The 24,986-nt window shown below is 63.7% G+C and carries 20 protein-coding genes; 15 read left to right on the forward strand and 5 right to left on the reverse strand.

The features are described 5' to 3' along the window. Positions 1-429: 429 nt before the first annotated feature. The 3 genes from CMV14_RS24620 to CMV14_RS24630 are packed head-to-tail and all read left to right on the forward strand — an operon-like array spanning position 430 to position 4,632. On the forward strand, positions 430-1,578 hold the full coding sequence (locus tag CMV14_RS24620) for an HlyD family secretion protein (RefSeq protein ID WP_009824032.1): 1,149 nt from the start codon (positions 430-432) through the stop codon (positions 1,576-1,578). A gap of 53 nt (positions 1,579-1,631) precedes the next feature. Continuing rightward, on the forward strand, positions 1,632-3,137 hold the full coding sequence (locus tag CMV14_RS24625; protein ID WP_009824031.1) for an MDR family MFS transporter: 1,506 nt from the start codon (positions 1,632-1,634) through the stop codon (positions 3,135-3,137). A gap of 7 nt (positions 3,138-3,144) precedes the next feature. Continuing rightward, complete coding sequence (locus tag CMV14_RS24630; RefSeq protein WP_050763085.1) at positions 3,145-4,632, forward strand: efflux transporter outer membrane subunit; 1,488 nt, start codon at positions 3,145-3,147, stop codon at positions 4,630-4,632. Between the two features lie 520 nt (positions 4,633-5,152). Here the strand turns inward: CMV14_RS24630 and CMV14_RS24635 are convergent. The 3 genes from CMV14_RS24635 to CMV14_RS24645 form a co-directional block, all read right to left on the reverse strand. Next, complete coding sequence (locus CMV14_RS24635; protein ID WP_021224430.1) at positions 5,153-8,119, reverse strand: Tn3 family transposase; 2,967 nt, start codon at positions 8,117-8,119, stop codon at positions 5,153-5,155. Between the two features lie 152 nt (positions 8,120-8,271). Then, the gene (locus tag CMV14_RS24640) at positions 8,272-9,150 is read right to left on the reverse strand and encodes an AAA family ATPase (RefSeq protein WP_009824028.1); all 879 of its coding nucleotides are present in this window, start codon (positions 9,148-9,150) and stop codon (positions 8,272-8,274) included. Further along, positions 9,077-9,790, reverse strand: coding sequence for a Mu transposase C-terminal domain-containing protein (locus CMV14_RS24645; RefSeq protein WP_238147330.1), 714 nt, complete (start codon positions 9,788-9,790; stop codon positions 9,077-9,079). The genes CMV14_RS24640 and CMV14_RS24645 overlap by 74 nt, the downstream gene beginning before the upstream one ends. A 144-nt stretch (positions 9,791-9,934) precedes the next feature. Here CMV14_RS24645 and CMV14_RS24650 point away from each other — a divergent pair, with 144 nt between their 5' ends. Then, on the forward strand, positions 9,935-11,227 hold the full coding sequence (locus CMV14_RS24650; RefSeq protein ID WP_019052494.1) for an IS110 family RNA-guided transposase: 1,293 nt from the start codon (positions 9,935-9,937) through the stop codon (positions 11,225-11,227). A 153-nt stretch (positions 11,228-11,380) separates the two neighbouring features. Here the strand turns inward: CMV14_RS24650 and CMV14_RS24655 are convergent, their stop codons facing one another. Then, on the reverse strand, positions 11,381-12,136 hold the full coding sequence (locus CMV14_RS24655; RefSeq protein WP_238147331.1) for a TnsB C-terminal domain-containing protein: 756 nt from the start codon (positions 12,134-12,136) through the stop codon (positions 11,381-11,383). Between the two features lie 191 nt (positions 12,137-12,327). Between CMV14_RS24655 and CMV14_RS24660 the strand changes: the two genes are divergently transcribed. Together CMV14_RS24660 and CMV14_RS24665 are read left to right on the forward strand one after the other, a co-directional pair. After that, positions 12,328-12,900: a recombinase family protein gene (locus CMV14_RS24660; RefSeq protein WP_009824027.1), complete on the forward strand. Its 573-nt coding sequence runs from the start codon at positions 12,328-12,330 to the stop codon at positions 12,898-12,900. Between the two features lie 478 nt (positions 12,901-13,378). Further along, positions 13,379-14,392 (forward strand): aspartyl protease family protein, encoded by a 1,014-nt coding sequence (locus CMV14_RS24665; protein WP_009824026.1) that lies wholly within the window; start codon positions 13,379-13,381, stop codon positions 14,390-14,392. On the opposite strand, the gene CMV14_RS24670 is transcribed toward CMV14_RS24665, so the two are convergent. Further along, the gene (locus CMV14_RS24670; protein ID WP_007406847.1) at positions 14,386-14,805 is read right to left on the reverse strand and encodes a MerR family transcriptional regulator; all 420 of its coding nucleotides are present in this window, start codon (positions 14,803-14,805) and stop codon (positions 14,386-14,388) included. The two genes, CMV14_RS24665 and CMV14_RS24670, sit on opposite strands and share 7 nt — an antisense overlap. Positions 14,806-14,880: 75 nt before the next feature. Between CMV14_RS24670 and CMV14_RS24675 the strand changes: the two genes are divergently transcribed. The 9 genes from CMV14_RS24675 (at position 14,881) to CMV14_RS24715 (ending at position 24,986) form a co-directional block, all read left to right on the forward strand. Next, positions 14,881-15,507 (forward strand): cation efflux transmembrane domain-containing protein, encoded by a 627-nt coding sequence (locus tag CMV14_RS24675; RefSeq protein WP_004212870.1) that lies wholly within the window; start codon positions 14,881-14,883, stop codon positions 15,505-15,507. Continuing rightward, positions 15,507-17,474, forward strand: coding sequence for a cytochrome c/FTR1 family iron permease (locus CMV14_RS24680; protein ID WP_004212871.1), 1,968 nt, complete (start codon positions 15,507-15,509; stop codon positions 17,472-17,474). The genes CMV14_RS24675 and CMV14_RS24680 overlap by 1 nt, the downstream gene beginning before the upstream one ends. 73 nt (positions 17,475-17,547) lie before the next feature. Next, entirely contained in the window at positions 17,548-17,844 is a 297-nt protein-coding gene (locus CMV14_RS24685) for a hypothetical protein (protein ID WP_007406840.1), read from the forward strand. Between the two features lie 60 nt (positions 17,845-17,904). Then, positions 17,905-19,182 carry a TolC family protein gene (locus CMV14_RS24690; RefSeq protein ID WP_013039111.1) on the forward strand — a complete coding sequence of 426 codons (1,278 nt, stop codon included), beginning with the start codon at positions 17,905-17,907 and terminating at the stop codon, positions 19,180-19,182. Further along, positions 19,182-20,360 carry an efflux RND transporter periplasmic adaptor subunit gene (locus tag CMV14_RS24695; RefSeq protein WP_004212877.1) on the forward strand — a complete coding sequence of 393 codons (1,179 nt, stop codon included), beginning with the start codon at positions 19,182-19,184 and terminating at the stop codon, positions 20,358-20,360. Before CMV14_RS24690 ends, CMV14_RS24695 begins: the two co-directional genes overlap by 1 nt. A gap of 3 nt (positions 20,361-20,363) precedes the next feature. Beyond that, positions 20,364-23,609, forward strand: a complete 3,246-nt coding sequence (locus tag CMV14_RS24700) for an efflux RND transporter permease subunit (RefSeq protein ID WP_004212878.1) — start codon at positions 20,364-20,366, stop codon at positions 23,607-23,609. A gap of 53 nt (positions 23,610-23,662) precedes the next feature. Continuing rightward, complete coding sequence (locus CMV14_RS24705; protein ID WP_004212879.1) at positions 23,663-24,151, forward strand: SRPBCC domain-containing protein; 489 nt, start codon at positions 23,663-23,665, stop codon at positions 24,149-24,151. After that, positions 24,148-24,525, forward strand: coding sequence for a hypothetical protein (locus CMV14_RS24710; RefSeq protein ID WP_021238674.1), 378 nt, complete (start codon positions 24,148-24,150; stop codon positions 24,523-24,525). The genes CMV14_RS24705 and CMV14_RS24710 overlap by 4 nt, the downstream gene beginning before the upstream one ends. Before the next feature lie 47 nt (positions 24,526-24,572). Further along, positions 24,573-24,986, forward strand: coding sequence for a hypothetical protein (locus CMV14_RS24715; RefSeq protein WP_017183574.1), 414 nt, complete (start codon positions 24,573-24,575; stop codon positions 24,984-24,986).

The raw sequence follows: 24,986 nt of genomic DNA on the forward strand, positions 1-24,986 counted from the left end.
TCGGACAAGGTGACGGCACCCATCCAATCAAAGTGGCACGGCAATTTTCGGATGGCGCTGCTCATATCACGATAGCCCATCGTTGCGCGGATTGAACCTGGACATCGGATCTCGGCTCAGTTTTTATCGACCGTCCTGTAGGCACCAGTAATCTTCTCGCCGAAATGGTGGGCATCATGCGCGTTCAGCTTCTGTATTTGTGCCCCAGCTTAACAAATCGTTCCTCGGTATATTCTGATTCTGACGTGAAGTTGGGGGGAGCTACAGCCTGATAGGGCGGCTGATGGTTAGTACCGGTCCAGCGGCGTCGGGCAAGAGCGAATGATAGGGGCGTAAACGCTGAGGTTCCATATAATATGCAATTGCCGAGCGCCCTTTAATGCTGCAAGAGCAGAACCGCACCGCGCATCATGGGGAATTGTAATTTATATGGCGGACAAGTCGGCCACTGCTTCGGCGGATCCTGAGGGCCTCGGCGAATCGGCAGCGTCCCCGCTTAAATCGCCACGCGTTCGCCTGGCGATGCTCATTAGCGCGATCTTGCTGCTCATTGGTGGCCTTGTCTGGTACTTGGATCATCAGAACCGGGGCCGATACATGCAGGTGACCGACAACGCCTATGTTGCGGCGGATTCCGTCATCACAGCGCCCAAGATCGCCGGATATGTTGAACGGGTGTTCGTTATCGAGAATCAGACGGTTCGGCAGGGGCAGTCTCTAGCTGAACTCGATCCCCGCGAATATCGGGCGCAGACTGAACAGATTACCAGCCAGATCGAAACGGCAACGGCTGCGGGGGATACGACGCGCTCTCAGATTTCCGAACAACAGGCAACCATAGCGCAAGCGCAAGCCCAGCTCGACGCGGCGCGCGCCGAGGCTGCTTTCGCCGCACAGCAGGTTACGCGATATCAGCCGCTTGCCGCATCCGGCGCCGAGCCAGGGGAGCGTTTCGCGCAGCTTCAGACGCAGGCACGGCAAGCTCGCGAGCGAACCAATGCTGCGCATGCCGCGCTGATTGCCGCGCAACGGCGTGTCGGTACACTGAGCGCGCAGGTACGTCAGGCCCAGTCGCAAGCAGAGGCCGCGCGTGCCCAACTCAAGGTGGCGCGCGTCAACGTCGAATCGACAGTGCTTAAGGCTGCCATCAATGGCCGTGTGGGCGACCTGGCTGTCCGTGTCGGGCAATTCGTGCAGCCCGGTACGCGCCTGATGACACTGGTTCCTGTCGATCGATTGTTCATAGAGGCGAATTTCAAAGAGACTCAACTGGGGCTTATGCGCGTCGGCCAGCCTGTTGGCATCGAAATCGATGCGCTCCCTGGCGTCGAACTGACCGGGCGTATTGCCAGTGTCGCTCCTGGCACGGGCGCCCAGTTCTCGGTGCTCCCCCCCCAGAATGCGACCGGAAACTTCACAAAGATCGTACAGCGCGTGCCTGTACGCATTGCAATCGATGCTCCTCTCGAAGTGCGCAGGCTCCTTGTGCCGGGAATGTCGGTTGGAGTAACGGTCGATACGCGTTCAGCCAGAGGAGAGATGGATCGACTCCGTCAGGCCGTAAGCCGGAAGCGTTGACAGTGGTCACGGTCACAGCATCTCCAGACGCAGCTCGTTCCGCGCGTGCGGACTTGACCGCTTGGATCGCTGTGGCTGCCGGCTCGCTCGGCGCACTGCTGGCGACCCTCGACATCTCGATCGTCAACTCGGCACTGCCAACGATCCAAGGCGAAATCGGAGCAACCGGCACTGAGGGAACGTGGATCGCCACCGCCTTTCTCGTTGCCGAGATCGTCGTCATTCCGCTGAGCGCTTGGCTGGAGCGGCTTTTGGGACTGAGAACCCTCCTTCTCATTTCCGTGACTGCCTTTACCGGGTTCTCCATCCTATGCGGCATCGCCACCGACCTTATGACGATGATCATCGGACGAACCGGGCAGGGCCTTATGGGAGGGCTGCTGATACCGACCGCCATGACGATTGTCGCAAAGCGACTCCCGCCACCCCAGCAGCCTATCGGGATGGCCCTTTTCGGAATGACAGTAATCTTGGGGCCCGTTCTTGGCCCCTTGCTCGGTGGCTGGCTGACGGAAAATTTGAGCTGGCATTATGCCTTCTTCGTCAATGTGCCGGTCTGCGGGATACTCCTCTTGCTCCTGTTGCTCGGCCTGCCGCACGAACGTACGAATTGGGTCTATCTTCGCGAGGCCGACTGGTTGGGTATTATAGGCCTGATCCTTGGCCTTGGAGGACTGACGATCGTGCTCGAGGAGGGGCACCGTGAAGACTGGTTCGAATCGACGCTTATCATCCGGCTGACGTTTATAACAGTAGCAGGGTTTGTGATGTTGGGGATCGGACAGATCCGGGCAACAAAGCCCGTCCTTAAGTTGCGAATCGTCATGAGCAGACAGTTCGGCAGCGTCGTTATAATGGCGCTAGCGCTGGGCATGGTGATGTACGGATCGACCTTCGTCATCCCGCAATTCCTGTCGCTTATCGCCGACTATAATGCCCTCGAGACCGGACAGGTCATTTTTCTCATGGGCGTTCCTGCCTTCTTTGTGATGCCATTCGTACCGTTTCTGATGCGGTTTGTCGACATCAGGCTGGCCGTTGGTGCTGGCCTCGCGCTTATGGCTGCTAGCTGCTTTGTGAACACCAGTCTCACAGTGGAATCCGCAGGCGAAGCCTTTACTACCGGTCAGCTGCTGCGCGGGGTGGGGATGATCTTTGTCATGCTCTTTCTGAACCAAGCCGCCATTACCTCAGTCAGCAAGGAGGATGCTGGAGATGCCTCGGGCATCTTCAATGCTGCGCGAAACCTCGGTGGCTCATTCGCTCTGGCGGCCCTGACGTCGTTCCAGGACCAGCGCATGTCACTCCACAGCCGACGGATGGAGGAAACGCTGTGGGCAAACGATCCAAGCGTGCAGGAGTATATCGCGGGGATGTCTCATACTCTGGGAAATATGGACGCCGGCCTTCAGTCGCTCGCTGGCACTATTCAGCAGCAGGCGTTCGTCATGACCTATAACGACATATTTTTGACGATGGCGGTAGCGACTTTTGTGACGCTCCCGTTCGTGTTTTTCCTTCGCCCGCTCCCCAAGGGGATGTCGCTGACGATGCATTGAGGTGGTAATGGCAAAGTTAAGTGGTCTCATCCTTCCGCTGCTCCTTGGTGGATGTGTGGTCGGCCCGGACTATTCCGGACCACCAGAGCTCGGCCAAGCCGCGCCGCGGCCAACATTCGTTCGTCAACCAGCAGATGCATCGACCAGCGAGCCTGAACTCGCCGAATGGTGGGCGACGCTGCAAGATCCGGTTCTCGATGAGCTCGAGCGGCGCACTCTTGTCGCGAATCCCTCGATTGATGTTGCGCAGGCCCGACTTCGCCAAGCCCGTGCGTCTGTACGCCAGGAGCGAGCAAACCGCCTGCCGACGGCTGGTGCTCAGGGCACGGCCATATTTGCCGATCTTCCCGGGATCGATCTCCAGACCAGTCAAGGAAGTACTACACCCACACCTGTTCCGGCGCCTTCATCCGCCCAGGATGCGGACACGTCTCTGCGTTTCTACAACCTTGGTCTGAACGCAAACTGGGAAATAGATCTCGCGGGCGGGCAGGTGCGAAAAATCGAAGCGGCAAACGCGCTGGCGGCGGCAGCGGCGTATAATGTTGCAGACGCAAAGGTCCAGCTCAGCGCTGAAGTCGCGCAGACCTATACCAATCTTCGTGACCGGCAGCAGCGCGCCGCCGCTTTTCGCGAAGGTCTCGACATTCAGCGGCAGCAGCTCGCCCTAGCCCGGCAGCGTTTCGGGCAAGGCACAATCCCGGCCTTTACTGTCGGCCAAGCGAACCGCGCGGTTCAGGCCACGATCAGCGATCTCGCCGCAGCCGATGCTGAGATCGTAATATATATGAATGCGCTAGCGGTTCTCGCCGGTGAAGCGCCGGGATCTCTCGATCCGCTATTGACGCCACGGCGCGATATCCCGATGCCCCCTGCGCGGGTGTCGATCGGAGACCCTTCGGCGCTCCTGCGTCGCCGTCCCGACATCCGCGCTGCGGAGCGCAGTCTCGCTGCCACAACTTCCCGGATAGGAGTCGCGGAAGCAGCTCGTTTTCCGAAAATCAGCTTCATGGGGATTCTCGGGATTGGCGGCACGTCGATCGGAGACCTGGTAGATCTGGGCAATATTTCCAACATCGCCGTCCCTCAGCTGCAATGGGGCTTGCTCGATTTTGGACGAACGTCAGCGGCGATATCACAGGCACGCTCTGGTCGCGATGAAGCCGAGGCACAATATCGGCAGGTAGTGCTCGGCGCGCTTGAGGATGCGGAGACGTCGCTTGCGCGCTTTGCACAGCAAAGGCGAAACGTCGCCGCTTTTGCCGAAATCAAGCGGTCAGCAGATGAAGCGGCAACGCTGATGCGGCAGCGCTATGCGCGGCAGGTCATTTCGAGAGGCGACGCTCTTGAGGCTGACCGCCAGCAGCGGCTTGCAGAGGCAAACCTGCACAGTGCGGTTGCGGCCCTCACCGCCAGCTATGTTGCCATACAGAAGTCGCTTGGACTGGGATGGACAGAAGCTGGGAGTCAAGCCTCAGCCCTTATGAGCAAATAATGATGGTATCTGTCCGGACTTGCCAATACAAGAATCGGCGGCCCTGCCCACCGCCAATGATGACTTTTGGCACAGGGCAACCCGCCTGTTCGGCATCCATCCTGCGGCCCTTGCGATTATACAGAGTTTCGCGGGGTAACGCGCCCCGGGGCGATTGCGATGTGTTTGACGGGGGTTGCCCCCGATAGGATGAAATACGGATTCACGACCGCATAGCCGGACGCAACATCGGACCGGAGACAACCATAGAGCAGTTTATCGGCCTCGACGTGTGATTGAATAGAATTTTCTGTCCGACGAAGATCTATCCCGCGGGGAGTTGTCCTGACCGCGTATACGACCTTGTACCCGACAGACGGCATCACCCGCAGACGGAAGATGGGGGCGCTTGTAAGACCAGCCAAGCTTACGACCTCACGACCATAGATCGACGAAGGGGGCACTTCAAGGTTTGTTACACGGACAGCGGTAAGTTGAACATAGAGGCAACATTGCGGGGTCAGATGAGCTTCGACCCCCTTCATGCAACTTGGTCGATGGGTTCGACGCCAAGATTGAGCGGCCTGAAGCCGTCGTTATCGACGCCATGGCCGGTGTTCTGCCAAAGATAGTCGCCGGTGAGGCTGATATGCCGCCAGCCCAGCGGCGCGACATGCGCAAGCAACTCGTTGGGGGCAGGCTCGCCCGATCGGCGTAGGTGATCGACTGCCCGGCCCATATAAAGTGTGTTCCAATAGATGATGGCGGCGGTGACAAAGTTCAGCCCCGATGCCTTGAGCGCCTGGTCCTCGAACGTGCGATCCCGCAACCGGCCCTGCTTGTGCGCGAAGACGGCCTGGGCGAGGAAATGCCGCGCTTCGCCCTTGTTCAGTCCGGCCTGGCACTGCTGCCGGAGCTGCTTCGATTCCAACCAGTCGATTGTGAACAGTGCGCGCTCGATGCGGCCCACCTCCTGGAGCGCGAAATCGAGACGGTTCTGACGGCGGTGCGCGGCCAGCTTCTTCAGCATGACCGACGGCAGCACGGCATGGGCCTTGATGGATGCGGCCAGACGGACCAGCTCGTCCCAGCTCTCGCGGATCACCGAGGTGTTGATCGGGCGGCCGATCAGGGGCGCCAGCGAAGGGTAGCGACTCTGGCCCTCGAATGTGCCGAGCTTGCGGTCTGCCAAGTCGCGCAGGCGCGGGACAAACCGGAAACCGAGCAGATGCGCCAGGCTGAACACATGGTCGGAACTGCCGCCGGTGTCGGCGTAATGGGTGGCCGGTTCGATGCCGGTTCCGTGGGCGACCAAACCGTTGAGGACGTAGGGCGCCTCGGCCGCGGTCGCCGAGATCAGCCGGGCGTGGAACGGGGCATAGGTGTCGGCGACGTGGGTATAGATCTTCTGCCCGGGTTCCGAGCCGTAATGCAGGTTGACGCTACCGGCGGACCCGCGGCGACCGCTCCTGAAGAACTGCCCATCCGAACTCGACGTGGTGCCGTCTCCCCAGAGCCGGGTGAGCGGCAGGGCGGCCTGCGCATCGATCAGGTGGCGCAGCGCGCCCGCATAGTTCTCGTCCGAGAGATACCAGCTGTGTGTCCACGCCAACTGCGCGTAACTGATACCCTGACTGGCGTTAGCCATTCGCTCGATCCCGAGATTGGTCGCGTCCGCCAGGATGGCCGCAAGAAGGGCCTCGGGATTGGGATGCGTCCGCCCCGAACGGAGTTCGGGGAAAGCTGACACAAAGCCGGTGCGTCTCGCCACCTCGGCCAGAAGCTCGGTGATGCGGACCTTAGGCATGATCCGATCAACGAGTGCATCGAGCTGGTCGGCTGCCGCGGGTGTCGTTGCCGCGACCGGGGTGACGCGCAATTCGTTGCCCCTCAGCTCGACGCCGTCGAGCGTGCCGCGCTTCAGTGCATTGCCGAACCGGCGCAGCCGCCAGTCGAGCAACTTGGCACGTCCGTCGAGGTAGCGGTCCACGTCGGTGTCGAAAGGCAGATTACCGGCGATTGCTGCGGCCTCGGAGCGGGGCAGCAGATAGGCATCGAAGCGAAGGTGGTCGCGGGTACCCTCCACCCACAGGTCTCCCGAGCCAAGCCGCTCGCGCACCATAGCGACGGTTGCCGTCTCATATCGTCTCCGATCGATGCTTCCGCCCTCCGTGATCGCGGCTTTCCAGCTCTTCGGGAATGGCATGGGTGCGTCGATCGGCACCTCGCGCTTGCCGGTCGCGTTCAACTCGCGCACCAGCTTTACGGCCGCGAGCACGCCATCGCGCGACCCCGTGGCCTTGAACCGGAATGCGTCCAGGAAAGCCGGCGCATATCGACGAAGCGTCATGTACTTGTCGGACGCCCTGACCAACGGCTCGTCACGAGCGAGATCGGCGATCGCGGACACCTCATCGGCCACACCCATCAACCGGTCCCAGCCAACGCCGGTCTCGAGCGCAGACCAAGGATCAAGCCCGTCTTCGCGCGCGACACGAAGCGTACCGATCGTCGATCCGAACATTCGCATGAGGCGGCCGACGTCCTTGGTGGTCGCCTCGTAGCGGCGTTTTTGCGAGGCTCGCGCCTTGGCGAATAGGAGCCCGGTCTGCTTGGCGAACATCTCGATCGCGGCATCGGCGAGCCGGGCTTCAAGGTCGATCATGGCCGCGGCCAAGGTCGCTCGCCGGCGACGGAGCGAATAGTCCGAGAGGAGGAATGCCGGCGCAACTGCTCCTTCACGTACGAGTTGGCGAAATCGGCGCTCGTGGATGCTCTCGGCCACCCGCGCGTCGATGCCGATGCCGCGGACGTAGGACAGGCGAGCGAGGATGCCGGCGAGATTTCGGGCGGATGGGCTGTCGCCCGTGTCGCGCAACCACGCGAGCGGGGTCACCCCACTTTTCTGATCGGCGACCAGCAAAGCGTCGAGGGCGCCGACCTGCCCTGGCGTGAGTGCGGCCACCACGATGTCGGCCGCGAGCTTGCGCGCCCTTGCCCTTCCTGCGATCCCGATCCGCTCGATGCGGGCTGGCGCCGGAAGAACGATGCGGCCTGCGCGAAGGTCGTCGATGATCGCAGTCGCAATGGCCATGCCGCGCTCGGTTCCTCTCGCCGCCTCGGTCGCGACGTCAAGTGCGCGCCCCACGTCGCCGGGCTCGAAGCCGCGCAGGCCCAGACTTCCCATTGCTTCCCAGGCGTGCTCGAGCCGGGTCTGTGCGCGGTGGGCATAGCCAGCCAGCGTGCTCGATCGCAAGCCGAGTTGGTCCGCTATGTAATGGGCCAGAAAGTCGGGCACCACCTCGTCGTGTCGTAATCCAAAGCCTGGATACTGCAGAAGCGCCAAGTGGAGCGCGAAGCCAAGCCGGTTGGCGTCGCCACGCCTCGCCTCGATCAGCGACCGATGCTCGGGCATGACGGTGTAGAACTTGGCGAGCGAGGCGCGGTCGAGCGGTACGCCGAACAGTGCTCGGCGCTCGTCTCCTGTCAGAAGGTCGCGTCGGGCCATACGACTCACTCCCGTCAACCAGTAAGCGTAGCCTTGCCGCGCCAGGGACGCGAGGTTTCGCAAAACTTGTAAGTTCCGCGACAGATCGGGACCACACGGAAAATCTGTGTAAACGCTCGCGCTAAATGGCGGCGTTCTGATCGCGCTATTTGTCAGTTGCCGGGTCCGATGACGAGGCAATCGCGCGCGGCCTGAACGATGTCAGCGGTGACCTCCTCGACGCGGTTGAGGGTCATGATCCGCCGCATCTGCGCGAACAGGCGCTCCATGAGCCGGAAGTTGCCGCGCGTGATGCGGATCACGGCTGCCTGCGCTTCGATCGCGTCGAGTTGGGCCGGGTCGAAGCTGATCCCGAAATCGCCGGCGTGGGTCGCGAGCAGCAGCCGCATTTCGGTCTCGGTAAGCGGTTTGAACTCGTGGACGAAGCCGATCCGCGAGTAGAGCTGGGCATAGCGGGCGAGGCGCTTCTCCAAGCCCGGCATACCCATCAGGATCAGCCCGAAGCCGTGGCGATCGGCCATGTCGCGGAGATGTTCGAGCGACTTTATGGTCAGGCGGTCGGCCTCGTCGACGATGACGAGGGGGCAGGCGATGCGGGCGGCGTCATGGGTGATTTCGTCCTGCGAGCCGCCCGCGACCGTCAGCCGGGCATAGCCCAGCTTAATGAGGTTGAGGCCCAACACCGCGTCGATCGTCTTGGGCGTGTTGCTGACCGACACGGTGTAGAAGACGGCGCGGCAGCGAGCGACCTTTTCGCCAAGGAGCGCGGCAATGGGACGGAGCGCGGCATATTCCCCCAGGTCGGGGAAGCTGGAAAACTCGCGCGCCGATCGCGTCTTTCCGACGCCCGGCCGGCCATGACACACGCCGATATAGCGGTAGTGCGCGCAGGCTTCGGCAAACTCGACGAACCGGGCATGTTCGCGGGTCGCCAGGAACGGCTGCTCGACCAGGAACTCAATCGTCAGCGGCGTAGAGCCGGAGCCCTCGGTAGGTGGTGGGCCGGGAAGCCGTATCCTCTTGGTCGCCATCGAAGGTCTCCGTGGGGGCAGGCACCTGCTTGTCGCGCTCCTTCGCGCCGCGCCGGGCGCGCTGGATCGCGCGCAACGACGGGTGCCCAGCGTGCTCGGAGCTGAGCGCACGGCAGACGAACCGGCCCTGGTGGTAGACGTGGATCTCGGTCAGGTCGCGGGGGTCATAGACCGCCTCGACCTGCTCGCCGACGAAGGCCGCGAGCGTGGGTTCGACATAGCGCCTGCCCATCAGACGGATGCCGTCGCGCAGCACTTTACGGGGCTTGGGCACGTGCACGAGCAGCATGTCGAGCTGTTCAAGGCTGTCGGGCATTGCGGGCAGGAACCCGCCCTTCTGCCAGCGCGTGATCGGCGGTTCGCCGGTGCTGCCATGCGGGCGACGATGATAGACGCCGCACACGAACGCCTCGAAGCGGGCGCGCAGCTCGTCGAGCGTGAGCACTGGCGCCGACAGCGGCTTGCCCGCGATCAGGTGGCCGGGCAGGTCGGGCAGGAACATGTCGTTGATGGTGCGGAACAGCCGCTCGATCTTGCCGCGCCCGCGAGGACGCCCCGGCAGCGAATGGATGAGGCGGATTTTGAGGGCGATGCACGCCTGCTCGATATGCTCGGAGATGAAATCCGAGCCGTAGCACATTGGGAAGCTGCCCCTCGAAGGCAGCATTCGCCTTGATGGAGACAAGGGCGCGTAGCGCCCGACGGCTTCATCAAGGCGGCCATGACCGGCCAGCAGGTCTCTAAAGTGAAGTTGTCGACTCAACACTTTGGAGACTGACCGACCATGACCAAGCGCAGTTCTACTCCGGCCGATGCCGTGCTGGTAGCCATCGATATGTCCAAGCACCGCCAGGAAGTGCTGATCGAACGCCCGGAGGGCGGACGACGTCGCCGCATGACAGTCATGGCTACCAAGGCTGATTACGACCGCCTCGCGGACGATCTGGCAGCCATCGGCAGACCTATCGTCGTTGGCTTTGAGGCCACCGGCAACTACCACCGTACGCTGGCGCACCGACTGCTAGCTGCGGGTTTCGAGCTGCGCCTGATTTCGTCGGTCGCCTTGGCACGGACGCGTGAGGCGTTGCATAATGGCTGGGACAAGAACGATTCCAAAGACGCCCAGGTAATTCTGCACATGCTCCAGATCGGCGCCACTCAGCGCTACGTCGACCCGCTGGCCGCCGGCATCAACGACCTGCAGGAGATGTCGAAGACGCACGAGGCCATTTCCAAGGCGAAGACGCAGACCTGGCACCGCATCCTGACCCATTACCTGCCTTTGTATTTTCCCGAGATCGAACGTTTTGCGGGCAACAGCCGGTCCGACTGGTTCCTGGCTCTGCTCGAACGGTTTCCGACACCGGCCAGCATGACGACGCTCGGTCAGGAGGCCTTCACGCGCGAGGCCTGGTCACTGGTCGGCCGCAAGGTCTCCAAGGCCCGCTTAATCAACGATATCTACGAGACGGCCTGCGCCTCGGTTGCACTGCCGGTCGACGAGGAATCCGTCGCGGTCGCCATGTTCCGCATGGTCATCGCACAAGCCCGCAGCCTGATCCGGCAACGCGATGAGATCGAGCGGACCGCCAATGCCATGCTCAGCGAGAACCGCGACTATCAGCTCCTGCGCATGATCCCCGGGATCGGCCCGATCAACGCGCTGACGATCCTCGCCGAGGCTGGCGATCTTCGGCGCTTCAACCATCATCGCCAGTTCCTGAAGTTTTGCGGGCTCGACCTGGCCACCTGTCAGTCAGGCACCTTCCGAGGCCGAACCAAGCTCTCGAAGTACGGCAATGCCCGGCTACGCCGCACCTTCTGGATGGCGACCCAGGTCGCCATTCGCCAGCGCGACAACAGTTTCCGCGACAAGCTTGGTCGCTATGTGGCCGGCCACGGCAACGACCCTGATCGCCGCCGCAAGGCGATGACCGCACTCACCGCCAAGATGGCGCGCGTCGCGCACGCCGTCATCAAGACGGGAACCGAGTACCGTCCGTTCGTCGAACGGACGGACACCAGATGGAAGGACCCCTCTCTGTGGAGCCGTGAGGGCGCAGCCGCGACCCTGTAGATAATGTTCGGGCCTTCCATCTGGCATCCGCATCTCATTTTAAGGACGGTGAGGACCACGACCGGTGCGGTCGCTGGATCCTGTGTTTGCTATGGCCGAGAGCGCATTCCTTGACGATGGAAGCCATCTGGATCAAAAAGTCATCAGCGCCGATCACGCTCGGCGCAACGAGACCTGCTGGCCTTTTCCCGCCGCTGCTTCCCAACCTAGGACGTTGTCGACGTAAAGCTGTTCGGGAATGCCGCTGACGATCCATTCGGGATTGGGCTTGCGCCAGATCGCCTGCCGCAAGGCGAGCGCCGTGTTGAGGGCACTGGGGGCATCGAGGCTGAGGAAGTAACCGGCGATGGCTCGGCTGTGATCGTCAACGATGACGGTCAGCCAAGGACGCACCGGGGTTCCGGCATCATCGAGCACGAGAATGTCGAGAACGGTATGATCGGCCTGCCACATCTCGTTCGAGGTCGCGGCTTCGCGCCGATGCACTAGCTCGTGCTGGTCGCGGTAGACGGCCGGATCGGAGGCTGCGGCGATCTGGCTTGCCGGTATCGGCGTGACGACACGCGCGACGGCCGCATAGCTGGGGGTTCGGTGTCCATGCGCGATGGCGAGTTCCTGCACCTTTCGGTGAATGGCGGCGACCGGGGGTCGCGGGCGCTTGGTGGCGAGAGTGCGGGTCAGTTCGACCAGATGTTCCGGCAGGTGCAGCCTGCCCCGATCGTTGCGCGGCAGACGCGCGAGACCGGCAAGTCCTTCGGCACGGTAGCGCCCGAGCCAGCGCTGCAACGTCCGCTCGCTCAGCGTGCCGGTGCGGGCGAGGTCCGCGAGCGGGATGCCATCGGCGAGGTGCGGTTCAAGGACGCGGTAGCGCTCGATCGCCAGCGGCGGGACAAGCGCCGGATGCGTCACCGCCGACGGTCCGTGTCGCAGGTAAGGAAAACGGAGATTTGCCTGCCCATCGCCATGCGAGTCCGCTCGCGTTGCCAAACCGGCCTGTTCGACGTAAATCTACCCGGTAAAGAAAACTAGGGCAACATAGACCTGCCGATGACGACTTTCTTCCCAAACCGCGCCCGATCGGGGCGCCACCGGCCCTACGCATGAAAATCGGTTACGCCCGCGTATCGACCGCCGAGCAGAACCTGGACCTCCAGCGTGATGCGCTGAAGGCTGCCGGCTGCGAGAAGGTCATCACCGACAAGGCCTCCGGGGCGACTGCCGCTCGCCCTGGATTGGAAAAGGTGAAGGAGCTGCTTCGCGCCGGCGACACACTGGTGGTCTGGCGCCTCGACAGGCTCGGCCGCTCGCTCCGTGATCTGATCGGATGGATGACCTACCTCGACGAGGAAAAGGTCGGGCTGCTGAGCCTGCACGAGGCGATCGACACGACCACCACGTCGGGCAAGCTTACCTTCCACCTGTTCGGGGCATTGGCGGAGTTCGAGCGCAACCTGATCCGCGAGCGGACCCAGGCCGGTCTCACCGCAGCCCGCGCTCGCGGCAAGAAGGGTGGCCGGCCGGCCGCACTCGGCAAGGACAAGCGCGACCTGCCCGTCAGGCTCTACCACGAGAACACGATGCCGATCGCCAAGATTTGCTCGATGCTCGGCATCTCCAAGCCAAAACTCTACGCCTATGTGCGATCGGCCGAGACCAAGCCGGTAGCCGCGTAGCGACGCTCGCCGACAAATAGCGCGATCAGAATGCCGCCACTTAGCGCGAGCGTTTACACCGTTCGCGGTCCCGATCGGCCCAGCGTCCCCCGGAACCGTTCGTTATCGGGAAGGCATCTAAGCGGTCTGCACCATCCTTCATCTAAAGTTCTCCAAGCGCTTCTGAGGATTTTCGGGCGCACCAAAAGCACTTGCTCCTCCAGTGGCTGGAGCATGTAACCGCAATTTGCTCTCCTGCGGACGGGGGGCTGGAGGTGGCTTTTTGACGGCCCGTGTTGAAGCAATCGGTATGTCTCGACGCTCATTAGTGGCGCGGCTGGTGGCCTGTGGAACCGGCTTGGTGCTCGGTTCTCCAACGCTCGCGCGACAGACTTCCCGGTCTGCGGGCTCGTGGAACTTCGGTGCGGCTCACCTCGAATGGGAGCCGCTGGAAGTCGGCACGGGTGATACCCTCCTTGTTTCGGCACAAGTGCGCGGAGTGCCGGTGCGGGCGGTGCTCGACAGTGGCAGCGGCGCGTCGATCATGAGCACGGCGCTCGCGGCGAAGCTCGGCTTGAACGATGGTGAGCGGCGCATGATTAGCGGGCTGAGCGCCAAGGCCCCGGTGCTGCTGGTCCGCGACATCGACGTACAGCTCGCCCGCGAAACCCGTCGCTTACCCTTTGCCGTCGTTGGTGATCTGAGTTCAGTGTCGGCGGCCTTCGGACGACCGATCGATATCCTCCTCGGTGCCGATATGTTCACGGGTAGCTGCATCGCGCTCGATTTCGCGAAAAGGCGTATGGCGGTCGTCAAGTCAGGCACGTTTCTCGCCGGTCCCGACTGGCGCGCTGTCGCGCTCGGGCGCGGTGCCAAGCAGGAGCTGTTCATTCGAGCTTCCGTCTCGGGTTTGCCTCCCGTGCCCTTGATGATCGATCTTGGCAGCTCGGCCGCGCTGATGCTCTCGTCGGCCTATGCCCGCGATCAAGGGCTGTTGAACGGGAAGCTCGTCTCGACCGCGGCGATCGGCGGCGTCGATGGTGTGCGTATCAACGATGCTTTCACGATCCAGAACATCAACATCGAAGGGCTTGGCGTCTCGAACGTCCCCACACTCGGGATGAGAGCTTGGCTCTCCACCAGCACGGTTGGCAATGTCGGCCTACCGCTGATCGCTCAATTCGACGTGGTGTTCGACGTGACCGCCGGATTCGTGTGGCTCCGGCCACTCGGTCCTCGTCGTCGCCTGCCGATGCTGAAGGACCGTAGCGGCCTTGGCCTCGCAGCCTCACCAACGGCGCTCACCGTTGTTCATGTGGCGGCGAACAGTCCCGCGGAAAAGGCTGGCTGGGCGGTCGGCGACCGGATCGTGGCGGTGAACGGCCATTCGATCGATGCGAACTATACGCGTGGGGAGCTCTGGCAAGTGCGCTCCCGGCCTGCTGGCACCCTCGTAAAGCTGACGATGGCCTCGGGTGATGTGCGCGAGCTCAGGCTGGCCGATTATTATTGATCGGCTTGAGGGTGGCCTTTGCCGATCGCCTTCATGATCCGACAATCGGCCATGCGCGCCTTGGTGCAGCTCTGGCTGAGCATTGCCAACTCATCCCGCAACACCGCGAGTTGCGCCAGTCTCTCCTCCACATCCTTGAGGTGCTGAGCAGCGATAGCTGAGGCGGCACCACAATCCTGGTCCGGGTTCTGCGCCAGCCCCATCAACGAACGGATCTCGTCGACGGAGAAGCCAAGCCGGCGACCGTTGCGGATGAAGTGCAAACGCTCAATGTCACTGGCATCGTAGGTTCTGCGACCCGACGCCGTGCGAGGGGCGGATCGGAGCAACCCGATCGACTCATAAAAGCGGATCGTCGTCACCTTCGTCGAGGTCTCGCTGGCGAGCTGCCCAATCATCACCGGCTTCATCATGCCATCCTTGCTTATGCGAACGTGTCGCACATTTCGCTTGCTTCTACAGCGACTGGAGGTGGTAAGGAAGGCCGCATGAATGCTTCTACCGAAAGCTGCGGGTGCCACGGGGAGCCCGCGCGCGCGCAAACCGATCCGGCCTATCGCCGTGCGCTGCTGACCGTCGTGGTGCTCAACCTCGGCTTCGGAGTCGCCGAGCTGTTCGGCGGGTTCATCGCCGATAGCCAAGCGCTGAAAGCGGATTCCCTCGATTTTCTCGGGGACGGGTCGATCAGCCTTATCGGTCTTCTCGCGCTTGCCTGGTCCGCACGGGCGAGGGCAAAGGTCGCGCTGACGCAGGGGTTGTTTCTCGGTGCGCTTGGCGTGGGCGTAATCGGTTTCGCGATTTGGCGCGCCCTGAACGCAACCGCGCCCGATGCCGAACTGATGGGCACAATCGGCGTTGTCGCGCTCGCGATCAATGTCGTGTCCGCCTTGGTGCTTGCGCGTTTCCGGGAAGGGGACGCCAATGTTCGCGCGATCTGGCTGTTCAGCCGCAACGACGCGCTCGCCAACGTGGCGGTGATCGCCGCGGCCGGTCTGGTGGCGTGGACAGGAAGCGCCTGGCCGGACCTCGCCGTCGCCGGCCTCATCGCCCTCCTGTTCCTCCACTCCGCTTATGAAATCGTCACTGGCGCTCGGCGCGAATTGGGAGAGCGGTAGTGCGTCTGCTCGCGTTGATCCGGGCAATGCTCTCGTTGCGGCTGCTCTCCGCGCTCGCGGCGCTGCTGATCCCTGCTGCGGCAATCGCCGAACCCGGCGACGTGCAAACCGCATGGCGGCTGCTCGACTATATGGCCGTCGATTATGGCGGCGCGGTCGCCAACGGTCGGATCAAGAGCACGTCGGAATATGCCGAGATGACGGAGTTCGCCGCGTCGGTCTCGACACGGCTTCAGGGCCTGCCGGCGAAGCCGGAGCGTCAAGCCCTCATCCAGCGGGCTGCCAACCTCCAGGCGGTGATCGCGGAAAAGGGACCGACTGAACAGGTGGCAACATTGGCGCACGGGCTCGCGGCCGATCTGTTGCGCGCCTACCCGGTGCCGCTCGCGCCCGATAAGGCTCCGAACCTCGTCTCCAGCGATGCACTGTTCCGACAATCCTGCGCGTCCTGCCACGGGATGACGGGCAACGGCCGTGGCCCTGACGCCGCCAAGCTCGCTACGCCCCCGATTGCTTTCACCGATGCCGAGCGCGCGCGCCAGCGCAGCGTGTTCGCGCTCTATCAGGTGGTGACGCAAGGCATCGACGGGACCGCGATGCAGAGCTTCGCCGATCTGCCCAACGATCAGCGCTGGGCGTTAGCATTCCGAGCCGGGAGCTTCGCCTTCACGGATGCGCAGGCGCGCGAAGGCGAGCGGCTTTGGAAATCCGACCCGACCCTTCGCCGGCGCATTCCGGACCTGAAAACCCTGGTCGCGCTCACCCCGGCCGCGCTCGGCGCGGCGATCGGCGACGCCAAGGCTGACCCAGTGCTCGCGTTCCTGCGTCGTCATCCCGAACAGGTGATACAACAGGCTCCCGGCTCGCTCGCGGTCGCCCGCGCCAAACTCGCCGAAAGCGTGGCGGCTGCGCGGCGCGGCGATGCGCGCATGGCGAAAGAGCTGGCGCTGTCGGCCTATCTCGATGGGTTCGAGCCGATCGAGCCAACACTCACCGCGCGCGACGCGACGCTGATGGGTCGAATCGAGGGCGCGATGGGGGAGTTCCGCGCCTCGATCGACCGGGGCGCGTCGCCCGATGATCTCGCGGAGAAGGTCGCAGTACTGGGCGGCCTTTTCGACGATGCGGAAGCGGCGCTCGCGCCTGATGCCGCCACCGAAGCGTCCACGTTCCTGGGCGCGTTCACGATCCTGCTGCGTGAAGGGCTCGAAGCCCTGCTCATCGTTGTCGCCATGATCGCGTTCCTGCGTAAAGCCGAGCGCGGCGAGGCGCTGCGGTACGTGCATGGCGGCTGGGTCAGCGCGATCATCGCGGGCGGGATCACCTGGGCGGTCGCCACCTATGCGATCGGGATCAGCGGTGCGAGCCGGGAGCTGACGGAAGGGTTTGGCTCGCTGTTCGCCGCGGTCGTGCTGCTCTCGGTCGGGATTTGGATGCACGGCAAGGCGCAGGCCGATCAGTGGCAGCGCTATATTCGCGAGAAGATGTCGCGGGCGCTCTCGGGCGGGTCGGGCTGGTTCCTGTTCGGGCTGGCGTTCGTCGTAGTTTATCGCGAGGTCTTCGAGACGATCCTGTTCTATGCCGCGCTTTCGGCGCAAGGTGACAACGGGATGCTTCTCGCGGGGGCCGGGTCGGCGATTGGACTGCTCAGCCTGATCGCTTGGGCCATGCTTCGCTACAGTCGCAAGCTGCCGATCGCGCAGTTCTTCCGCTATAGCTCCTGGCTCATGGCGGTCCTGACCGTCGTGCTGGCGGGTAAAGGCGTCGCCGCGCTCCAGGAAGCCGGCCTTATCAACATCGCACCGCTCGCGGACGTGCCACGGCTGTCGATGCTCGGCGTGTTTCCCACTTGGCAATCGGTGCTGGCGCAACTCCTGATGGCGGTCGCCATTGCGGTCGGGTTCGCCTGGAACGGGCGCGACCGATCCCGCTCGGGTTCCGGCTCAGTGACCCTTGGTTCGAATTAGTGCAATGACATGAAAACCCTTCCGTGATAGAGGCAAGCTAGTGCGAGCCTTTTTGCCTTTCCTGACATGCCTGATGCTGGTCCTGACCAGCTTCTCCGGCATGGCCCATGCCGCCGATCTGGCGGGGGGAAGCATCGCGGGCGTTGAGTTCACGGTCCATACCGCCGGTGACATCGATCAGGTGCCATCGGACTCGGACAAGAATGTCCCGCATCATCACAATTATTGTCACGGACACGACGTCGGCGCGCCTGCGCGCACGACGATGGAATATACCCCCGTCCTCACAGTGCCCAAGCCGACAATCTCCGCCTCTGCGTCGCTCGACGGCCGCACCGGCATGGTCCATTTGAGGCCCCCCCAAGCCTGACGTCCGATTTGGGCGTGCGTTGGCGCGCCCCTGTCGATCATCGTCAGGAGTCCTATTTTCATGAATCGTATCCTCGCGGCCATGCTGGCCGCAGCGTCTTGCGCCACGATGGCGCAGGCGCAGGTCGGACCGTCCGCGCCTGTTGCGCAGGATGCGCCGGTCTACACGCTTGACCAAGCGGTCAGTGCAGCGGGCGGTTCGGCCCCTGCTGCGGAAGCGGCGACAGCTGGAATCGACGCGGCCCGTGCAGGTCGCACAGTCGCCGGCTTGCGGCCCAATCCGGTGGTTCAAGGCCAAGTCGAGAATGTCATCGGCTCCGGGCCGTATCGGGGGGTCCGCAGCGCGGAAACCACGGTCGGCTTTGCGATCCCGATCGAGCTAGGCGGCAAGCGCGGCGCCCGCGTCGCGGTCGCCAATGCGCAATTGTCCCGGGCCGAGATCCAGGCCGCGATCATCGCGGCGGATGTCCGGCTTCAGGTAACGCAGCTCTATGTCGAAGCGGTCGCGGCCGATCGCCGGGTAATGACAGCCCGCGATCAGGCCCGGATCGCCAGCGATGCGCTGCGGGCCGCGAGCGTTCGCGTGCAGGCAGGGCGGGCATCGCCACTCGAGCAACAGCGCGCGGATGTCGCGCGTATCAATGCCGACGCCAATGTGGAGCGGCAGCTTCGCTTGGCCGAGGCGGCCCGCGCCAATCTGGCGCGTCGGATCGGACGGCCGATCGACGGCCTGCTCGATGACACGCTGCTCGATCGCCTTCCCGATGTGAACGTCTATGGGCCGTTGGCACCGGTCAACACGACCGGCACACTCGCGCTGGCGGCAGCCAACGCGGATTTCTCCATTGCCGAAGCCGGCGTGCGGCTCGCGCGCGCCAATCGCGTGCCTGACCTGAACGTCGGGCCGTCGATCCGCCGCCTGGAAGCGACCAACGACATGGCGGCGGTGTTCAGCGTGTCGATCCCGATCCCGGTGTTCAACAATGGTCGCGCCGCGATTGCGCAGGCGACCGCGCAGCGGACCCAGGCGGATGCGCAGCGCCGCGTGACCGCGCTCGACATCGAACAGGCGATCACGGACGCGCAGGCGCAGGCGGCCAATGCCGCAACGACGGCTCGTGCGGCGTCGGGGCCGGCGCTGGCGGCTGCACAGGAGGCCGCCCGCATCGCGCGGATCGGCTATCGCGAGGGCAAGTTCGGCCAGCTCGAATTGCTCGATGCTGAACGCACGCTCGCCGAAACGCGGGTCGCCGCGATCGACGCGCTTGCCAATTACCAGAATGCCCGCGCGCAAGTGGAGCGACTGACCGCTCGTGCGCCCAATGGGGGGAATCAGTGATGAAGAGCTTTTATCTCGCGGGCGCGGCGTCGCTCGCCCTGCTCTTGGCTGCCTGCGGCGGCAAGGATGGCGGAAACGAGGCAACTGCCGAAGGCGCAGCTGCCAATGAGACGGCAGCGGGCACGGAAAAGGGCGGTGCTGAAGGCGGTCATGCCGGTGAAGGCGTCGTCACATTGGGTGCCGACCAGATCGCCACAGCGGGCGTCCAGGTCGGACGGCCGATCATCGGCGGGGCCGGGACGATCGAGCTGCCCGCGATCATCGAGGGCGACCCACAGGGAACGCAGGTCGTCTCGGCCGCAATTGCGGGACGCGTGGTCGCGCTCACCCGTAACCTCGGCCAATCGGTCGGACGCGGCCAGACCATTGCGGTCATCGAAAGCCGCGAGGCGGCGCAGATCAAGGGCGAGGTCGAGGCGGCGCGGGCGCGGCTTCAGCTCGCTAATTCGAACCTCGCGCGCGAACAGCGGCTGTTCGCGCAGAGAGTCTCCCCTGAACAGGATCTGATCGCCGCCCGCACAGCGGCGACGGAGGCGCGGATCGCCCTGACGCAGGCGCAGAGCATGGTTTCGGCGGCGGGTGTCGGCGGCGGCGGGCTCAACCGGCTCGGCATTGCCGCGCCGATCTCGGGCCAGATCATTGCGCGCCCCGTGACGCTGGGACAAACGGTCGCGGCGGATGCCGAACTCTATCGCATCGCCAACCTGAGCCAGGTGTCGATCGCGCTTAATCTCAAGCCCGAGGATGCGGGCCGGGTGCGTCCCGGCAATACGGTGCTGGTGAAGGCGGCAGGCCGTCAGGCGACCGCCCGCGTGACCTTCGTGTCGCCGGCGCTTGATCCGCAGACGCGGCTCGTGCCTGCGCTCGCCACCCTCGACAATCGCGGTGGCGAATGGCGGGTCGGCGAGCCTGTGACGGCAGCCGTGCAGCTCACGGGCAGCGGCGGGAGCGGGGCGGTCCGCGTGCCGACGACGGCGGTCCAGAGTTTCGAGGGCAAGTCGGTCGTGTTCGTGCGCACGCCCACCGGCTTCAAGGCGACCCCGGTCCAGCTCGGCGATGCGTCGGGCGACACGGTGATCGTCCGGTCGGGCCTGACCGGCAACGAACAGATCGCCACCACCGGAAGTTTCACGCTCAAGGCCGAGATCGGCAAGGGCGAAGCGAGCCACGAGGATTAAGCCATGATCGCCCGTATCGTAACCTGGGCGGTCGAGAAGCGCTGGCTAGTCCTGCTCCTCACCGTCATCGTCGCCGCCATCGGCGCCTTTTCCCTCTACCGGCTACCGATCGACGCGGTGCCGGACATCACCAACAATCAGGTCCAGATCAACGTCCGCGCGCCTGCCCTCTCGCCCGAGCTGGTCGAGAAGCAGGTGTCGTTTCCAATCGAAACCGCGCTCGCCGGCACCCCCGGCCTGGAATATACGCGCTCGTTGAGCCGCAACGGCTTCGCGCAGATCACGGCGGTCTTTTCGGACGCGACGGACATCTATTTCGCCCGCCAGCAGGTGGGCGAGCGTCTGCGGGGCGTGCAAGAGAATCTGCCCGACGGCGTGAACCCTGAAATGGGTCCGATCGCGACAGGCCTGGGCGAGGTGTACATGTACACCGTTCGTCTCGATCATCGCGAGGACGACAAGCACAAGCCCGGTGAACCGGGCCAACAGCCCGATGGCAGCTACATCACGCCAGAGGGCGAGCGACTGACGACCGAAGAGGACAAGGCGACCTACCTGCGCACCGCGCAGGACTGGATCGTGACGCCGCTTCTGAAGACCACACCGGGCCTCGCCGGTGTCGACTCGATTGGCGGTTACGCCAAGCAGTTCCTCGTCGTGCCCGACGTGCAGAAGCTGGCCTCGCTCGGCATCACGCTGACGGACCTGGGAAATGCGCTGGAGCGCAATAACACCAGCGTCGGCGGTGGCTTCGTCAATCGCAATGGCGAAGGTCTGGCTGTTCGCTCGGATGCGCTCGTTCGCAATGCCAGCGAGTTGGCCAGGACCGTGATCGCGACACGTAACGGCGTGCCGATCACGGTCGAACAAGTTGCGACTGTGAAGACGGGTCAGGCGATCCGCATGGGTTCGGCATCGGAGAACGGTACCGAAGTCGTCGTCGGCACGGCGATCATGCGGATCGGCGAGAACAGCCGCATCGTGTCGACCGCGGTCGCTGAGAAACTGAAGACGATCAACGCTTCGCTGCCTCCTGACGTCGTAATTCAGCCGGTGCTGAACCGCACCGAGCTGGTCAATTCGACGATCAAGACGGTCGCGAAAAACCTGTCCGAAGGCGCGGTGCTGGTCATCGTCGTGCTCTTCCTGCTGCTCGGCAACTTCCGTGCGGCCCTGATCGCGGCGTTGGTCATCCCGATCACCATGATGCTGACAGGCTTTGGTATGCTGCGCGCTGGGGTCTCGGCCAATCTGATGAGCCTTGGGGCTTTGGACTTCGGTCTGATCGTCGACGGCGCCGTCATCATTGTCGAAAACGCGCTGCGCCGGCTTGCCGAGCAACAGCATCATGAAGGCCGATTGCTCAGCGTCAAGGAACGGCTCGCGACCGTGGCAGCCGCTGCGCGTGAGATGATCCGTCCCTCTGTGTACGGGCAGGCAATCATCATCCTCGTCTACGTACCGCTGCTCACGCTGACCGGCGTGGAGGGTAAAACGTTCGGACCGATGGCGCTGACCGTCATCATCGCGCTCGCCTTCGCCTTCATCCTCTCTCTCACCTTCGTGCCGGCGATGATTGCGATCTGGCTGTCGAAGAAGGTCGAGGAGAAGGACGGCCGCATCATCACGTGGCTGAAGAAGCGCTACGAACCCGGTCTCGACCGGGCCATGAAGCGCCCGACGCTGACGATCGGTGCGGGTGTGGGAAGCCTTGTGGTGGCGGCGCTTGCTTTCACTACGCTCGGCTCGGTGTTCCTGCCGCAGCTCGACGAAGGCGATTTGCTGATCCAGTCGCTCCGCATTCCGGCAACGTCGGTCCAGCAGAGCCAGGCGATGCAGGTGCCGATCGAGCGGATGATGTCGAAGCAGCCGGAGGTGCAATTCGTCTATTCCAAGACGGGCACCGCCGAGCTGGCGGCCGACCCGATGCCGCCGAACGCGACCGACATGTTCGTCATCCTGAAGCCGCGCAAGGATTGGCCGGATCCTGAGCTTCCCAAGGAGGAGCTGGTCAGCCGGATCGAGGGTAATCTCGCGAAGATTCCGGGAAATGCCTACGAGATCACCCAGCCCATCCAGATGCGCTTCAACGAGCTGATCGCCGGCGTGCGCGGCGACATCGCGGTGAAGGTGTTCGGGGACGACTTCAACCAGATGAACCGGACGGCCGAGCAAATCGCGGCGGTGCTGCGCAGAACGCAAGGCGCAGCGGACGTGAAGGTGGAGCAGACGACCGGTCTTCCCATGCTCGACATTCGCGTCAACCGCGACGCGATGGCGCGGTTGGGCGTTACGGCTCAGGATGTGCAGGACACCGTGACTGCGACGATCGGCGGGCGAACATCGGGCCAGATCTTCGAGGGCGACCGTCGCTTCCCCGTGGTGATCCGCCTGTCGGAGGCGCAGCGTGCCGACATCGGCCTGCTCCAACAGGTGCAGGTGCCGGTGGCAGGCGGCGGCTATGTACCGCTGTCCAGCGTCGCCGAGATCAAGGTGGTCGATGGTCCGAACCAGATCAGCCGCGAGAACGGCAAGCGGCGCGTGGTGGTGCAAGCCAACGTGCGTGGCCGCGACGTCGGATCCGTCGTGGCGGATGCGCAGGCGGCGATCGGCAGCCAACTCCGGCTGCCTGCCGGCACCTATCTCGAATGGGGCGGCCAGTTCGAGAACCTCCAATCGGCAAGCGAACGGCTGAAGCTGGTCATTCCGGCTTGCTTCATCTTGATCCTGCTGCTCCTCTACGGGGCGTTGGGATCGGTCCGCGACGCCGCGATCGTGTTCACCGGCGTGCCTTTCGCGCTGGTGGGCGGCGTCCTGTTGCTGTTCCTGCGGGGCATGGACTTCTCGATCTCGGCGGCAGTGGGCTTCATCGCCCTCTCGGGCATCGCGGTCCTCAACGGCCTCGTCATGGTCAGCTCGATCCAAGATCTGATCCGATCAGGGATGAGCCGCGAGGAAGCCGCGCATGTTGGCGCGATGCAGCGTCTGCGACCCGTCATCATGACCGCGCTAGTCGCCAGCCTCGGCTTCGTGCCGATGGCGCTGGGCGAAGGCGCCGGCGCAGAGGTTCAAAAGCCTTTGGCGACGGTCGTCATCGGCGGTCTGATCTCGGCGACGCTTCTTACGCTGTTCGTGCTGCCGACACTCTATGCCCGGTTCGGGCAGAAAGTGATCGAGAAACCCGAGCACTACAATGAGGAGCATGAAGGGGACGACCACGGTCAGACCTTCGTGAACAACTTGGCCTGATGGATGGGCGGGGCGATCCGCGATCGCCCCGCCCATCTCTGGGAGATGGGGATATGCCTCGCACCATAACCAGCTCGATGCTTCACGGCGGGCCACTGCGCATCTGGTCGGCACTCACCGATCCGGATCATCGCCGGGCGTGGAGTCCGCTCGTATTTCTCGATGATCCGTCCCGGCTCGGCGACACAGAATGCACCTTTGCGATCCAGGGCATCACCCGGCCAATTCGGACGCCAGCACGGATTGATCGATTCGATAAACCGCACGCCTTCGCTTGGTCCTGCGGCATCCCCTATCTGTTCACGCTCGAAGAGCGGTACGAGCTGGCGGGGGACGATGGCGGCACCAGGCTAACGCATAGCTGCACGCTGCGCGGGGCGCTCTCCCTGCCGTTCGCGGCGATGATGTTGCGCCGCCTGCGATCCCTGATGGTCGAATCTGACGATCGCCTCGCAACCTATCTCCGCTGGCGGGTAGGTCAGCCTGCCCGGGCTATCAATCGTCAGCGCGTCCCCTTCCGCTACAGGAGGAAGGCGCGATGATGATGCACTGTAAGCGGGTGCTGCCCGCCGTCATCCTCGTTGTCGGGCTCGCGGCGTGCTCGGAAAGAAAGCCGCCAGCCCCGCCAACGGAGCAGCAGATCCATTCGTCCGACAGCGCCGTGACGACCGGGGAAATGGGGCGGCATAGATATCGCTGTTCCGACGGGGAACCGCTGTTCGTCGATTACAAGGACAACGGCCTGCAGATCGATTTGCGGCGCTCCAACGGGGGACCGCCGATGATGCTGACCGCGCCAGCGCAGGGCCTGCAATATGTCGGCGAAACAGCCACCGCGACCTTCAAGGGGTCGCAGCTCACCATCGTGGAAGGCGATGGCCGTACCCGGATCTGCGAGCAGGAAGGCACGCGATGAACTGCCCTGCCTTCGAACGCCACAGGGCGCTTCGTCGGAAGAGACCGATGTCTGACACGTCGATTTCAAATGTGACAACCTTGTGCGGCCTGAATCGGGCCGGTCTGGCGATCGCGCGCCTCGGCGTCGTTCTCGTCTCCGGGGCGGTTATAGGGGCGTGTAATCCAGCGCCGACCCAGCCTACCGAGCCGGCGCATGAAAAGCATCTGACGTCGAAACTAATCGCGCAGCGCATCATGTACTGCGACGACGGCACACGCGCCGATGTCGACTTCATCGATGAAGGCTTGAAAATGGCCGTCACCTGGCTGCCGAAGGGCAGGACCGAGATCCTGCGCGCGCAGCGAACCGGTGACGAGTTTCGCGGCGACCATTCGCGGGCTGTCGTGGCGGGCGGATCGATCGCGTTCACGCGACGCGGGAAGATCCGCGTCTGCCACCGAACCCCGGAGGAGTCCTAG

Origin of the sequence: Rhizorhabdus dicambivorans, from assembly GCF_002355275.1 — a bacterium.
In the GTDB taxonomy this organism is placed as follows: Bacteria; Pseudomonadota; Alphaproteobacteria; order Sphingomonadales; family Sphingomonadaceae; genus Rhizorhabdus; species Rhizorhabdus dicambivorans.

What these genes read in the sequence shown, in the direction of transcription:
- CMV14_RS24620 (WP_009824032.1), top strand. Translation starts at nt 430, where the DNA reads ATGGCGGACAAGTCGGCCACTGCTTCGGCGGATCCTGAGGGCCTCGGC.
- CMV14_RS24630 (WP_050763085.1), top strand. Translation starts at nt 3,145, where the DNA reads ATGGCAAAGTTAAGTGGTCTCATCCTTCCGCTGCTCCTTGGTGGATGT.
- CMV14_RS24635 (WP_021224430.1), bottom strand. Translation starts at nt 8,119, where the DNA reads ATGGCCCGACGCGACCTTCTGACAGGAGACGAGCGCCGAGCACTGTTC.
- CMV14_RS24640 (WP_009824028.1), bottom strand. Translation starts at nt 9,150, where the DNA reads ATGGCGACCAAGAGGATACGGCTTCCCGGCCCACCACCTACCGAGGGC.
- CMV14_RS24645 (WP_238147330.1), bottom strand. Translation starts at nt 9,790, where the DNA reads ATGTGCTACGGCTCGGATTTCATCTCCGAGCATATCGAGCAGGCGTGC.
- CMV14_RS24650 (WP_019052494.1), top strand. Translation starts at nt 9,935, where the DNA reads ATGACCAAGCGCAGTTCTACTCCGGCCGATGCCGTGCTGGTAGCCATC.
- CMV14_RS24660 (WP_009824027.1), top strand. Translation starts at nt 12,328, where the DNA reads ATGAAAATCGGTTACGCCCGCGTATCGACCGCCGAGCAGAACCTGGAC.
- CMV14_RS24670 (WP_007406847.1), bottom strand. Translation starts at nt 14,805, where the DNA reads ATGATGAAGCCGGTGATGATTGGGCAGCTCGCCAGCGAGACCTCGACG.
- CMV14_RS24675 (WP_004212870.1), top strand. Translation starts at nt 14,881, where the DNA reads ATGAATGCTTCTACCGAAAGCTGCGGGTGCCACGGGGAGCCCGCGCGC.
- CMV14_RS24685 (WP_007406840.1), top strand. Translation starts at nt 17,548, where the DNA reads ATGCTGGTCCTGACCAGCTTCTCCGGCATGGCCCATGCCGCCGATCTG.
- CMV14_RS24690 (WP_013039111.1), top strand. Translation starts at nt 17,905, where the DNA reads ATGAATCGTATCCTCGCGGCCATGCTGGCCGCAGCGTCTTGCGCCACG.
- CMV14_RS24695 (WP_004212877.1), top strand. Translation starts at nt 19,182, where the DNA reads ATGAAGAGCTTTTATCTCGCGGGCGCGGCGTCGCTCGCCCTGCTCTTG.
- CMV14_RS24700 (WP_004212878.1), top strand. Translation starts at nt 20,364, where the DNA reads ATGATCGCCCGTATCGTAACCTGGGCGGTCGAGAAGCGCTGGCTAGTC.
- CMV14_RS24705 (WP_004212879.1), top strand. Translation starts at nt 23,663, where the DNA reads ATGCCTCGCACCATAACCAGCTCGATGCTTCACGGCGGGCCACTGCGC.
- CMV14_RS24710 (WP_021238674.1), top strand. Translation starts at nt 24,148, where the DNA reads ATGATGATGCACTGTAAGCGGGTGCTGCCCGCCGTCATCCTCGTTGTC.
- CMV14_RS24715 (WP_017183574.1), top strand. Translation starts at nt 24,573, where the DNA reads ATGTCTGACACGTCGATTTCAAATGTGACAACCTTGTGCGGCCTGAAT.